This window comes from Nocardia rhizosphaerihabitans, assembly GCF_014646295.1.
Taxonomy (GTDB): domain Bacteria; phylum Actinomycetota; class Actinomycetes; order Mycobacteriales; family Mycobacteriaceae; genus Nocardia; species Nocardia rhizosphaerihabitans.
The window spans coordinates 1-13837 of record NZ_BMNE01000019.1; the positions used below are offsets into that span (position 1 = coordinate 1).

Consider the following 13837-nt stretch of genomic DNA (forward strand, 5'->3'; position numbering starts at 1 on the left):
CCGGCTTGATCATCCCGCACCGCCGGTCATCTGGTGTCGAGTTGCCGGAATGGAAACAGGCTCACAACAAGTCTCACCGCAAGGTTCGCGCTCGTGTCGAGCATGCTTTCGCCCGGATGAAGACCTGGAAGATCTTGCGCGATTGCCGTTTGCGCGGTGGTGGGGTGGGTGTCGCGATGGCTGGGGTGGCGAGGCTGGCCAACCTCGCCCACGCCTGCTGATTCCTGGCCGGTGGACCGTCACTGTCACCGAGGCAGACTTACGGGACATCTCTTCGGCACGCGCGGGTGAGAATCTACGAATCCTGGCTTTGTTGCCTGGCCCGCCAGAAGGGTCGCAGGTTGGATTCCTCGGCAGGGCGCACAAAACATGGGCAACCGGAAAACGCCTGGTCATCGTGGATTCTTTCTCGATCTGACGACATCGCTCCGCCGATACGCACGTTCGACGATTGGAGGAAATCGAACCCCGAACCCGCTGATCGGGAGTGAGCCATCCTCCGTGTTCCTGAGAGTGCCTGCACGTGCCTTCTGCCAGCGCTTTTGCCGTCGCGGCGCTGCCTGGACGTTCCCGGCTGTTCTTCAGGGTTCCCGGATTAAGCGTCGGCATATCCGCCTGCGCCGGGCTGGAGGCAGCTTCTCGTTGGTGTGAGACATGTCACTACCGCGGTAGATGTCAACCCTTTGGCAACCGTGCGCGCTGTTCCAGCGATGGGCGTAGGGCGGTGCCCGATCTGCAGGTTGCGTCGAGTTCGTACGTGGCCCGCGACCTGGAGGCCTCAATGAAGTGCAGCGCCCCGAAGGTGCTGCGGGGCGCAGGCGCAGCATCGCCCGGTGCGTCGTGCGGTGCGGGCCTCAATGAAGTGCAGCGCACGAAGACGCTGCGGGGCCGAGCGTCGAGTCGATCTTGCCTGCCCAGGTGATGTTGCCTCAATGAAGTGCAGCTCCCGAAGGCGCTGCGGGGCTACCGCGCTAGAGCTGCTGGACGCGAAGAAGACCGAGCCTCAAATGAAGTGCAGTGCCCGAAGGCGCTCCGGGAGTGTTGGCGTGGCGCAACCAGATCATATGCTTGGTGCCTCAATGAAGTGCAGCACCGAAGGGCGCTGCGGCGGCACCGACGCACCGCTGCCGGTCTGCGCCCGCTGACCTCAATGAAGTGCAGCGCCCGAAGGCGCTGCGGCTGTCGCACGGCTCGCCGACGCCGAACGTGTCGGTGTCCCCTCAATGAAGTGCAGCGCCGAAGGGAACTGCGGCCGGTGCCGCGTCGTGGGTGCCGAACCGCACGGTGTCGCCTCGATGAAGTGCAGCGCCAAAGGGCGCTGCGTCGCGGACCGCGGCGGGTCCGTAACCGGATTTGCGCCACTCGCCTCAATGAAGTGCAGCATCGAAGGGCGCTGTGGCCGGGCGGTTTCTCGATGCCGCCGTACGCGGGTGGCGCGCCTCAATGAGTGCAGCGCCCGAAGGCGCTGCGGGCGGAGGGTACGCCGATCGGCAGCGTCTGGCGAGGAACGTGGCCTCAATGAAGTACAGCGCCCGGAGGCGCTGCGGGTGAGCGTCGGCCTAGCGGTTCATGTCGCGCGCGACGGTCCAGCCTCAATGAAGGCAGCGCCCGAAGGCGCTGCGGGCTGCGAATCGGTCTTGCGGGACTCGGCCGACGTGGACTGGCCTCAATGAAGTGCAGCGCCCGAAGGCGCTGCGGGTGGTCGATACTGTTCGGCCCTTCCGTCACCACGCAACCGCCTCAATGAAGTGTGCAGCGCCCGAAGGCGCCGCGAGACGAAATCGGTGGTGGGATCACCGATCTGGGCGCGGCTGCCTCAATGAAGTGCAACGCCCGAAGGTGCTGCGGGGTGGCCCGCCCGCAACATCCGCGCCCGCGCGTTCATGCCTCAATGAAGTGCAGCGCCTGAAGGTGCTGCGGGCCAGGGCGGCGTGCTTGAGGAACTGCAACGTCACCGGGCCTCAATGAAGTGCAGCGCCCGAAGGCGCTGCGGGCGAATGAGGTTGTCCACGAACTCATCCGCGTCGATGCCTCAATGAAGTGCAGCGCCCGAAGGCGCTGCGGGCGGAGGTGCGCGGCAGGGTGATCGACACGTTGGATGCCTGGCCTCAATGAAGTGCAGCGCCCGAAGGCGCTGCGGGCGGAGGTGCGCGGCAGGGTGATCGACACGTTGGATGCCTGGCCTCAATGGAGTGCAGCGCCCGAAGGCGCTGCGGGGCTACGTAACAGACCCAATCCTTGGTCACGACAAGCCTCAATGATATGCGGCGCCCGAAGGCGCTGCGGGACGACCTCACCACCGCGAACAGGATGGTGCTCACCGCTCCTCAATGAAGTGCAGCGCCCGAAGGCGCTGCGGGGCGGTGAGCGCGTGACCGCCCCGACCGAGCCCGGCGGGCCTCAATGAAGTGCAACGCCCGAAGTCGCTGCGGGTCAGCCACTCGCTGGCAAGTCGAAGAGCGGCGGGCCTCGATGAAGTGCGGCGCCCGAAGTCGCTGCGGGCGATCCGCACCGAGCGTGACACCGGCTACACGACCTTCACGCCTCAATGAAGTGCAGCGCTCGAACGCGCTGCGGGCTGGGGGCTGCCGTAGAAGTCTGCCCGTACTGTCCCCAGGCCTCAATGAAGTGCAGCGCCCGAAGGCGCTGCTGGGACGCTGACGAGATCGCCGTCCGGATCAACTCGCCGGGTGGTGATGTGCCTCAATAAAGTGCAGTGCCCGAAGGCGCTGCGGGATGTACGGGTGGTGTTAGGCGGGGTCGCGGCCACCCTGCCTCAATGATGTGCGGCGCCCGAAGACACTGCAAGTCGGCCGTATCGGAGTGTCCGAGCTGTGCGCACACGCCACAATGAAGTGCGCCGTTCGAAGGCGCTGCGCCTCACCCCGTCGCAGGTGCGCAGGTGCACCGTGACGCCGCCTCAATGAAGTGCAGCGCCCGAAGGCGATGCGAGCCATCGCCAGCTCCACGACGCGGCTGGTCATCTCTGGGCCTCAATGAAGTGCAGCGACTGAAGGCGCTGCGAGAGGGTCCCGAAATAATACCCACTGACCAGCACGAACGTGAACCCTGCGAGTGGTCTGTCTGACATTGGCGTGGCGGTTGTCATCGGTGCGCAGGCGCAGCCGAGCCCGCCCAGAGCCCAGTGCTCCGCCTTCTGCCGCGCGGCGTTCCAGCCGCTCGCGGTCGGTGATGTCGAGCAGACGCGGACCGTGTGCGCGGCGCGCGGTTTCCGTCTCGGCGGTGCGTGCGCGCTGTCGGTTGCCGGTCATGCCGACATCACCCGGGGCAGAGTCGCCATCTCCGGCAACAGGACACCCACGCCGAGCGAACCGGCGAACGCAGCGGCCTGATAGTAGTAGGCCCGGCGAATCCGCAACCGGGCCTGCTCGGACAGATCGCCGGTGGCTCGGGAAGGGCTGCACCGTCGATGACACTGCCGCGATGATGGGCGATGCCGCGCTGGAGGCGATCGGGCTGGCTGGGTTCGGCTACTCTGTCGGCGCGTTCACCGACCGCGAGAACGGCCGCAACCCGTTCGCCGACGCGCTCACCCGCGTCTTCGCCTACGCCCAAGAATCGGCAATCCCGGTGGTGGGCAAGCTCACCGGCGCCAAACGCGCGCGCCAGAACAACGTGGATGGCGCGTTTATGAAGGGCGTGGTATCCGAGGTGATCGAAGCGCGGCGACAGTCCGGCCAGCGGTACCCGGACCTGCTCGATCGCATGATGTACCCCGTCGACGGGCCGGCGCTGCCCGATGACAACGTCGTCGAACAGGTATTGACTCTCTTCGTCGCCGGGCACGAGACCACTGGCAACCTATTGGCCTTCGTGACGCACTTCCTGGCCACTGACCCGGAGCTGGCCGCGCGGGTACGCGCCGAGGCCACCGCGCTTACCACCAACGGCCGCATCGCCTACGAGGACGTGGCCAAGCTCGAGGTCACCGACGCGGTGATCGCCGAAGCATTACGGCTGTGGCCTGTCGCGCCGGGATTCTTCCGCGAAGCGCGCCAGGTCACCACGCTCGGCGGATACCCCATCGCCGCGGGCGAATGGGTGTTCGTGCTGCTGTTGGCCGTGCACCGCGATCCGGCCGTGTGGGGGAGCGACGCGACTGAGTACCGCCCCGATCGCTGGCTGGGTGGATTCCGGCCCAAACCGTGGGCATATCGACCGTTCGGCGCCGGTCCCCGCGCGTGCATCGGCCAGGCGTTTGCGATACACGAAGCGAAATTGCTGATCGCCTCTCTGGTGCGCGATTACGAACTCACCGCACACGGTGAACTCGATGTCGAGGAAAACCTGACGCTGCGTCCTGCGAATCTGAAAATCGGGTTCCGCCGCGTCTGATGACGCAGGCCGGGGCTGATTATTGCCGCTCAATGAAGCGCAGCGCCCGAAGGCGCTGCGGGCTCGGCATGAGCGCGGCGGATGTGGCGTTCATCGTGCCTCAATGAAGTGCGGCGCCCGAAGGCGTGCCGCGGGGACGGCATCCGCGATGACCCAGCGCGCCTCAGTCGGCAGGCCTCAATGAACGGCGCCCAAAGGCGCTGCGGGCCACAGACCCTCGTTGCGGGGCCTCGTCCACATGCCGCCTCAATGAAGTGCAGCGCCCCCGAACGCGCTGCGGGCGCAGCCCGACGCGATCCACCACGTCGCCCAGCCCTCACTCTATGAAGTGCAGCGCCCGAAGGCGCTGCTGCGGGGAAAAGATGATCTTCTCGCCGAACTTGTACAGCCCGCCTCAATGAGGAGCAGCGACCGAAGTCGCTGCGGGTGGAGCCGCCAGCAGATCCCGGTGTGCCGCGTCATGCCTCAATGAAGTGCACCGCTGGAAGGCGCTGCGGGAGGGTCCGGAAACAATACCTGCTGACCAGAATGAACGTGAACTCCTGCGAGCGCTCCGTCCAACACGCTCATGAACTACGTCTTGGACCATTGTCCAGGTGCAAGGTATGACGTTGACCAGCGGGTTCGTGCCGCGAGGACTCGCCGGGTTTCGCGGTGTGGGCTAGCTCTCGCGGAGGCCAGGATCAGATGACTACGGAGCCAGATCGGGTGTTTCTCACGCGCGCCGCCGATTACCGACGTGACGGTCCGCGTCGAAGGCACCTCAAAGAAGTGGCACGCCCGAAGACGCTGCGGGGTTTCCCGCGATTGGGTCACCGTCGACGCCCCGGGCAAGCCTCAATGAGGCGCAGCGCCTGAAGGCGCTGTGGAGTTACGCCAGCGGCGGGTGGGTCGCACGTTCGGCACACCTCAATGAAGTGCAGCGCCTGAAGGCGTCGCGCGGGGGCTTGATCGCTCGGACGCGGCGGTTGTTCTCCAGGCCTCAATGAAGTGTGCCACTCGAAGGCGCTGCGGGGACCCAGACGTCCTTGGTGAGCGAGCCAGTCGTGGATCGGGCCTCAACGACGTGCGGCGCCGGAAGGCGCAGCGGCTCGGCGTTTCTGGGTGGCCCAGCTGGTCGCACACGCCTCAATGAAGTGCGGCGCTGCGGGGGCGCGGACGAAAGCCTATGCGGTGCCGATGTTGTCGCCTCTATGAAGCGCGGCGCCCGAAGGCGCTGCGGGCCCTGTACGAGCTGCTGCCGGAACCGATCGACACGCCTCAATGAAGTGCAGCGCCCGAACGCCCTGTGGGCGGAGTCGCCGACCATGGCCATGGATTGCCGACCCATGGGAGCCTCAATGAAGTGCGTCGACTGACGGCGCTGCCCTGCGGACGTGTGCCCGTCGATGCCGCCGCAGTGGCCCCAACGAAATGGAGCGCCCGAAGGCGCTGCGGGATCCCGAGACTCTGCCCCGGGCTCTACGTAGGTGGAAGCCCCAATGAAGTGCAGCGCCTGAAGGCGATGCGAGTGCAGCGATACTGCGGGGCCTGCCACCAGTTCCACGCGCCTCAATGAAGTGCAGCGCCCGAAGGTGCTGCGGGAAAACCCCCGCTTGGCCCTGCGAGTGCCCACGATTGAGCCAGCCTCAATGGAGTGCGGCTCCTAATAGCCGACATGGCGACGCCTGAAGGCGCTGTGGGCCGACAAAGGGTTGATACTCATGTGGTGGCCGCCTGAATTGGAATCGGTTCCCCGTTCAGCGCTCGCCGCTCCGGTGCGTTATCGCTGCCGAATCTACCGACCGGGAATCGTACGATCCCCCGTACACCTCGTGCCCGCAACCAGTCTGATGCCGCCGAGCGTTTGACATCATCGGTGTCTAGGTCGCTGATACCGGCGACGGCAGCGTCCCTCAGTTGCGCGGACGCGAGAATGGTTCGTAGGCGAGGCACCCGCCAGCGGCCTTCCCAGGCGGGGACGTAGAACCATTCGCGGCGTGGTTTGCTTGCGGCGAGGTGGCCGCTGGTCACCGCGTTGCCCGTCAATCGCGGTGCGATCGGGAACTGACCAATGCCCCAGAGCGCGCACCACACCAGGGCGTTGTCGATTGCTCCGGGGGTTGTCATCCCGGTTGCGGAGACGCTGTCGGGGTTCCCGCCGAGTTCATCGATTGCTGATTCGCCCGTGAGCCCTGCGGCCAACAAGCCCGTTTTCCGTGTCGGGAGTTTCTCACTCAATGGGCGTAGCCGGTTACCCACGAATTCCGACCCGCGGTTGCGGGGTTGCATTTCGAATCTGCTTGCACCCGCGTCCTGGAGCAGGACGCCCTTGAAGTCGCGGTGCCAGTAGCTCGGCTCGCCCAGCGCCGCTAGGTAGCGCAGATCGTTCCAAGCGTGAGATGCGGTGAGCGAGTCCAGGGTCTTCTCACGATCGTTTTGGTGTGTGCGCCACGCCTCGGTCGACTTGAAGGGGGTCAATCGGGGACTCATTGTGGCGCGTTTTTCCGGCCCACTTCTCCTGTCAACCCACATCCCGCGTCCCGTCAAACACTCGCCGACAGCGCTTTCAACGATCTCCGGTGCGAGGCCAGCGGCTTCGATGCACGGCTTGCCCGATTCCCAGCGCAGTGTCACCCCGTCAATCTGGGTGTGCAGGATGTCGCCGAGGCCATAGAAAGCCATGTGGTGGACGAGTATTCGCTGGTCTGCCCCGCTCATACGGAATTTTCCCGGTTTTTCCTCAAGATTGGGCATCAGTGTCCTTCCGCTGACACGCAGCCGTCCGCAGCGCGGAGAACCGCTTCCAGATACGCACACACCCAGACGCCATAGCGACGTTCGGTGCGTTCGATGAGGTCGTCCCAACCGCCCTCATCGAAAAGCATGTTGGCGATTTCGGTTGTGCGCTCGTCAGCGTCGACACCGACGAGTTCGGTTGCGCTGTGGGGAAAGGACGTGCGCCCGTGCCCGTGCGTCGTGCCGATCAGTCGAGCTGTTAGCGCGCGCGATGACGCGATCGCGTCCCACGCGTCGACGACGGAGCGTTGTTCATGCCGCCAGCCTGGCGGTAGCCCGCTTCGGTCGCGTGCTCTGCGCACTCCTTGAGGAGTCGAGTTCGCACCACTTTTGGCCAATAGGACACCCGGTTTCGCACCCAGGCGGATTTGGAAACGCGGATCTTGCTTGCCGTCATCGTGATGCAGCGCGGCTTCACCGAGCGCGCTGACCACGTCTGCGGGCAATCCAAGGGCAGTCGCGAGCGCGCCGGCGCGGCGAGCGACATCTTCTTGATGAGCGTTCAATGTGACCGGGTGTGCGTTTGCTGTCCATTCCTGACGCGTGTCCTCGTCATCGACCGCGCGGCGCCCGTCCACCACGAGCACTCGGGTCGCGATATCGCTTGCGTCGCGTTGGATGATCACGTCAGTCATGCGCGGATAATCACGAAGCAGTTTCGCCGCTGGCAGAGCCATCGGGCTCCGGTCGAGGTCGCTTTCCAACCATTCCGCTACCAGCAGTTTGCCCGCACCGTCCCTCTCGTCGCGGGCAAGCTCGGCCAGGGTGTCTAGCCGATCCCGCAATTCCGCGTGCTCAGGCAGAAGTTTCGAGCTCGCAGTCAGCTCAATCCGGTGGATGACCTCGCCAGAGCGCAGTTCACGTTCTAATTCCGCGGGCGCTTCGAGGACGTCGTTGCCCGGGTGAGCGCGCATGTCGAGGGTCACGACGGGTGGCCACTTGCGATTTCCTGGTGCGGTGAACAGCGGGGCGTCGGTGTCGACGACGATAAAGTCGCCAGGCCGGATGACAGGTGTTGTCTCCGTCCCCTCGCCTCGCCGCCATTCGAGTGCCTCGACGTCCTTGCCCCGCACACGGAGGGTTCGCCGGGCGATTTCGGGGTGCGTTTTGTGTAGCCGCGATAAGGCGGTGCGGGCCGTCTTGATCGGAACGGGGAAGGTTTCATGCCGGCGGGGGCCGACCGCCCGAAGGAAATCGAGTGCGTCGGCGGGATCTTCGGGCAGCGCCCGCACGGCGATGCCGACTCCGAAATCGGGGTCGAGATCATCGCTGAGCCACAGTTCCAGCGAGGGATCGGCCGCGAGCTGCTCACTTGAGCGCGCCCAATGCCAGGCTTGCCCAAGTTCTGGCCGTTGCAACAGCATTCGCCGCGAGGCGGCCGTCGGTGGCCGGTTGGCTTCCTCGCGCAACGCCCACGGCGCGAGGCCCTCAGTCGTGAGCGCGCGGGCAGTGAGCCAATTCCATGCGTGGAGTAGGTCTTCACCGGCGTATGGGCCTGATCTTGTCTTCGCGTCGGGCGGTGTCTCGGGCCCGATCACGATGACCGGGCCGGACTCGCGCAGACCTCGTCGATTCACCCGACCAGCTCGCTGTGCCGTCGCTGAGCCGGTCGCTAGTTCGGTGACTATTCCTCTGAAATCCAGGTCAGCGCCCACCTCGAGTGACTGCGTCGAGACGATGACATCCACCTCAGAACAGCCCGCCGGACTGAAGATGCCTGGAAAGTCGTTCGTGAGTCGCTCAAGGTCGATGGTGCGGAGCTGGCCGCAGATCAACACCACACACAGTTCGCGGCCGTCGACCTTGTGCTTGCGCAGACGGTCAGCAACGTCCACGGCCGTCGTCACAGTGTTGACGAAGACTCCGACGGTGTCGTCGCCGAGCAACCCCACCGTCTCGCTGACGATGGTCGTCGCGGTATCGGCCGGTTTTCGCGGCCATCCCGAAACCGCCACCAGCTGGACTGGTTTCGGTCGAGTCAGCTTGGCCTTGAGCACCGGTGATTCGTCAATGTCGGTGTCGTCGACTTCGACTCGGCGACCTGAGGTGCTGTCTGGGGTCGCGGTGGTCTCGACCACTCGCAGCGGGCGCGGGCCTTCCCACGTCTGCTCCGCCACAGCGGCGAGTTCGCTGACACGCCGTGCGGTGTGGAGCAGTTGTCGGCTCAGATGCGCCTCGTCGATCACCGCCACGGAATCGATCGCGAGCAGTCCCGCCGCGCGGGCCCACGAGCGCGGCGAGGAACCATACCCACGGAACAACAGTCGACTGCCCCACATTTCCGGCGTCGCACACAGCACAGCGGGCGCGTTCGGGTAATCCACCCAACGTTGTGAACTCGGGAGACCGCCACGAATCCGGCCCACCAGCAGCGGCGACTCACCCGCACGTGCGTTTCCGTCCCGATCGCGGAGCTGCCAGAGCAACTCCGCGACAGCCGACAGCACCGGAGTCTGCGGCGCGGCAAGACGCGCCGCGACATCGCGTGCGTGCGCGTGCTGGTCATCGACGAGCGCGCGCCGGTCGACAATCATCGCCAGCCGTCGCGGGGGTAATGGCGTCCCCTGCGCGATAGCCACCGCCAGTGCGAAGACATGGATATCGATCACCGACGTCTTGCCGGCACCTGTCGGTGCGGCCAGCGTGTCGGGCCAGTCCCCGGCCACGACGTCGCCAAGCAGGCGAGCCTGCCAGGCGAACGGTTCGCGGCCTGTATACAGTTCGCCGAAGAATGCGCCGAAATCATCGACGCTGAGCGCGTTAGTCACTGATGCCTCCGGGGAATGTCTCACCCTCCGCGTAGTCCTCGGGCACGAGCAGCCCACCACCGAGGTGCCGGCTCTGCCCGAGGGCGATCAGAGTCCTCGGGGGGCACAGGTCGCCGAGCGCTAGCACCGCACGGTATGGCCGCACAACAGCGTTCCGATTCATTTTGTGGACGTAGTTGTGCACCTTGCTGTCGGCAAGGGACTCAGCCGAAAGCACCACCGCACCAGCGGCATTGGTAGCGTTAACGAGCGCGTTCGCCCGCTCCGCGCCGGTGCCGGAGACCGCTCCGATCTGTCGGGTGCCTTGCCAGATATAGCCCAGCGACAGCAACACCGCGTGCGTGAAAGTCCAACCGCGATATCCGCGCGTGTCGGGGGCCGCGGCCGGATCGGTCCGCCACAGCCGAATGGTGCCCGATTCCGGTTCCCGCCAAATCTGGTCTCCACCAATGACATCCACAGGCCCGCATACTTCGATCGGCAATCCGCCCTTACCCGCCGGACGCAGAATTCGAAGCCGACTCACCGCCCGACGCACCGCGACAATGTCCGCCGGGCGCGCGCCAGAGGGGATCATCACCGCGAGCGAGGAACGTCCGCCATTGTTGAACGCGGTCGGGGCCTGACCATCGATGATCTGGAGCGCGACCCGGTTCGACGGACGTGACGCGTCGTCGGGGTAGTCGCCGGTGAGGATCGGCGGCGAGTCGCGGTCAAGGATCTTGATCAAGGTGCGATGCGCCGCGACCGCGACCCGCACACGGTCCTTATCCGCGACGCGTCGAGAAAGCGGAACAACAAGCACCTCAGGCCACGGCACATCAGCAATACGCCGCCGAATTGCCCGATAGCGACCAGACCGGACATTGCCGGTGGGGAGGGGCCGACTGGTCGAGCGCTCGTCGGTGCCAGCTTTGTCACTGCCGACCCTGCCGGTGCGCTCGACGAGGTGAGCGGCAGCGAGTTCGTCCAGGCGGCCGGGTGTCGGGATATCGACATCATGACCGGGATCAAGCGCGAACAGGTCGGCGTCCGGGTCGAGTTCATGCGTCGCGGCGGGCGCCTTCTGGGTGACATCCAACAACACTGGTGAGTCCGCCGTGCCGAGGTGAGACACGTCGGAGCAGAGTTCGCGCAACGCGCTCGCGACGTGATGGGGCGGAGCCTGCGACCACGACCAGACGAACTCGCCGTCGACCGCGACGACACTGTCTTGCTTGCCGATCTTGCGGATCACTTTGCGCCCCGCGACTTTCCCGATGGTGCCGTCGTTCCGATAGGCGATGGCGGTGCCCGTCGTGATGTGAATGGGCGGGATCGACACACTGGTCGGCGGATTATTCTCCAGCCACCGCAGGGCTTGGGCGTCGATTTCGCAAGGCCCCCAACCCGACTCGCCCACCGTAGCGCGAGGACCGAATCCCGCCGCCGCCAACAACGCTGAATACAGGCGAGCCACCGATGGCATGCGATCGACCGTCCCGTCGGGTCGACTGCCCCGGTATGTCCGCAAGGGGTAGGTCGCGATAATGGAGAACGTCATGCGGCTGGCCCGTCGCTCTCGCCCGCCCCCTGCACGATCGCCGGATCGCCGTCGATCCGCAGTACGACGCCATTCCACACAACGTCAGCGGTCTTCTCCGCGTGTGCCAGCGCATCGGCGAGCAACTGGTCAGCGGCACCGACCGTCAGCGGCTCGTACTCCACGGTCGACCCGCCGCGGCCATGGATGACCACTTCTTGTTCCCCTGCCTCCACGAGATCACAGTTCGCGCGCAGATTCAGTTCGGCGTCGGAGCGGGCGAGCCCGTTCAACGCCAGCGCCGCCAGCAGCGCCCGACAAGCCGCGTCGCCGCCGGCACCCGCCCCGAACCTGATCTGGCGGAGAGCGGCGAAGCTGAGCACGTGACTGCGGATGATACGGCGGCACGCAACGCCTGCGAGCGCCCCGAGGTTCGGGGCGATCGCGCCCAGCCCGGCTGCGGACGCCTTCTTTGCCTTCTCGTCGGTTGTTGGAACCCCCAGCCCTTCGCGCTGGCGCTCCATGAGCGCCTTCAACGCTGCGGCACTCAGCTCAATCTTCGCGCCCAGCGGATCGATTCGGCCTCCGCCCTTCATGACCTCTTCCCCGACCTTGTTCGGCGGGGCGCAGAATCCGATGATCTCGCCGGTCACGATGCTGCGCCACTTGCCTTGCTGCGCCTTGCGATGCGAGTCCCACGAGCCGAAGACGATGCTGATCGGGCTCGCGTCGAACAGCGCTCGAGCGTCACTGGGAGACGAATCGCGCAGCGCGCGATAGAAGTCCAGCTGGGTGGTGGGCATTCCGTCGACGTACCCCGCGCGGAAGTGGGCATCGAACCCGCGGTGCGGCATTTCGACGTCAGACAGTTCGATCAGTTTGCCCGCACGGTCGTAGCTCACCAGCAGACGCGGCATCCGTGAGAGCGTCTCGTCGCCGTCGTGGATCGCCTTGACCAGTTCGGCTTCAAACCGATTGAGCTGGCTCTGTTTTGAATCGATCAGGACCACGTCGGCCAACTCGCCGTCGTCGTAGCGCTTTTCATAGGCGTAGGTCCCGTAGTCGCTCTTCGAGGCGAACTTCGCGGGGGCCACAGCAGCATGTGCCCCCGCTGCTGGCCGCAAATCGGTGTTTGAGGTGAGACAGCCTGCGCCCCCGGCTGATACGGCATCGATCAGATCGGCAAGCTCGATCGTTTTCCTTGTCACGTCCCCTGCTTTCGATAGTTGTCACCCTGCGCTGGCGTCGGCTCGGCGGCCTTCGTAGAGGTGACTCCGTCAGCGCCTGGAACACAAAGGCGCCCGATCTCTCGCCGAGCCTCGCGGGCGTGCTGCACACTGTGCACCACGGCACCGACAAGTTCGGCCGAGCAAGCGGAGCTGGAACGAGTCAACGCCGTATTGCGTGATGCGAGTGCGTATTTCGCCTCGGAGCTCGGCCAGACCCGGCGGTGATCGTGGCGTTCGTCAGCGAACATCCACAGCACCCGGTCGAGCTCGTATTACGGGTTCTGGGCATCGCGTCCTCGACCTATTACGGCTGGTTACGGCAGGCGCAGACGCCGTCACGGCGGAAACTGGCCGATCAAGAGCTGCTGGCCGAGATCGTCGACATCCATACCAGTTCCGGCGGAACCTACGGGTCACCACGCGTCCACGCGATGCTGACCCGCGCGGGTTCTCGGTCGGCCGCAAACGAGTCGAGCGGTTGATGCGGGGTGCGGGGTTGCAGGGCGCGTTCCTGCGCAAGATGTGGCGGCTGGGCTCGACCCGGCAGGATCGGCGTGCCACCCCGGCCCCGGACCTGGTCAACCGCGATTTCACCGCCGGTGAGCCGGACCGGTTGTGGGTTGCCGATGCCACTCGCATCGTCTGTGGTGAGGGCGTGTTCTGGCTGGCAGCGGTCCGCGACGCCTTCTCGAACCGGATCGTGGGCTGGAAGCGTTCGGACCGTTGCGACACCGAACTGGTCCTCGGTGCTCTCGAGTACGCGGTATGGACCCGCGATGTCCGTGACGGGCAGCTGGTTCATAATTCCGACCGCGGGTCGACCTACACGGCGATCCGCTTCGCCAACCGGTTGGCCGACAACGGGATCGCCCAATCCATGGGATCGGTCGGCGACAGCTACGACAACGCGCTCATGGGGAACTTCTTCTCCAACCTGAAGACCGAGTTGGTATATCGAAACAGTTGGCGGACAAGGGAAGACGCCGAGAACGCCTTGTTCGCCTACATCGACGGCTGGTACAACACCCAAAGGATCCAGAAGAAGCTCGGCTGGCGATCACCCGACGAGTACGAAGCCAGCTACCATCATCAGGTTCCCGCTGGAACCAGATAATCCGCTCTCCGGATTAGCGGGGGAACCTCAGCTGGGCTCGACGGACCAAGGTCGCCGATCAGCTCGAGAA

At 65.4% G+C, this 13837-nt stretch carries 9 protein-coding genes; 5 read left to right on the forward strand and 4 right to left on the reverse strand.

The genetic code is table 11. The annotated features are described in order from the left end of the window. From IEY60_RS35105 to IEY60_RS35115, 3 genes are all read left to right on the forward strand, one after another. On the forward strand, positions 1-221 hold a 221-nt coding region (locus tag IEY60_RS35105), incomplete at its 5' end, for a transposase family protein (protein WP_308426164.1). A gap of 2874 nt (positions 222-3095) precedes the next feature. Next, entirely contained in the window at positions 3096-3353 is a 258-nt protein-coding gene (locus IEY60_RS35110; RefSeq protein ID WP_189034872.1) for a hypothetical protein, read from the forward strand. Between the two features lie 91 nt (positions 3354-3444). Then, complete coding sequence (locus IEY60_RS35115; RefSeq protein ID WP_189034873.1) at positions 3445-4356, forward strand: cytochrome P450; 912 nt, start codon at positions 3445-3447, stop codon at positions 4354-4356. Positions 4357-6057: 1701 nt separating this feature from the next. On the opposite strand, the gene IEY60_RS35120 is transcribed toward IEY60_RS35115, so the two are convergent. From IEY60_RS35120 to cas7g, 4 genes are read right to left on the reverse strand one after another with little or no spacing between them, the layout of a single operon-like run. Then, on the reverse strand, positions 6058-7092 hold the full coding sequence (locus tag IEY60_RS35120) for a hypothetical protein (RefSeq protein ID WP_189034874.1): 1035 nt from the start codon (positions 7090-7092) through the stop codon (positions 6058-6060). Next, on the reverse strand, positions 7092-9902 hold the full coding sequence (gene cas3g / locus IEY60_RS35125) for a type I-G CRISPR-associated helicase/endonuclease Cas3g (RefSeq protein WP_189034875.1): 2811 nt from the start codon (positions 9900-9902) through the stop codon (positions 7092-7094). Before cas3g ends, IEY60_RS35120 begins: the two co-directional genes overlap by 1 nt. Next, complete coding sequence (gene csb2, locus IEY60_RS35130) at positions 9895-11445, reverse strand: type I-G CRISPR-associated protein Csb2 (RefSeq protein WP_189034876.1); 1551 nt, start codon at positions 11443-11445, stop codon at positions 9895-9897. Before csb2 ends, cas3g begins: the two co-directional genes overlap by 8 nt. Beyond that, complete coding sequence (cas7g, locus tag IEY60_RS35135; protein WP_189034877.1) at positions 11442-12632, reverse strand: type I-G CRISPR-associated RAMP protein Csb1/Cas7g; 1191 nt, start codon at positions 12630-12632, stop codon at positions 11442-11444. The genes csb2 and cas7g overlap by 4 nt, the downstream gene beginning before the upstream one ends. Before the next feature lie 248 nt (positions 12633-12880). On the opposite strand from cas7g, the gene IEY60_RS35140 reads away from it, so the two are divergent. Beyond that, entirely contained in the window at positions 12881-13135 is a 255-nt protein-coding gene (locus tag IEY60_RS35140) for an IS3 family transposase (RefSeq protein WP_189034878.1), read from the forward strand. Beyond that, a complete protein-coding gene (locus IEY60_RS35145) occupies positions 13135-13767 on the forward strand; it encodes an IS3 family transposase (RefSeq protein WP_189034879.1) in 633 nt (210 codons plus the stop codon). The genes IEY60_RS35140 and IEY60_RS35145 overlap by 1 nt, the downstream gene beginning before the upstream one ends. Positions 13768-13837 lie beyond the last annotated feature (70 nt).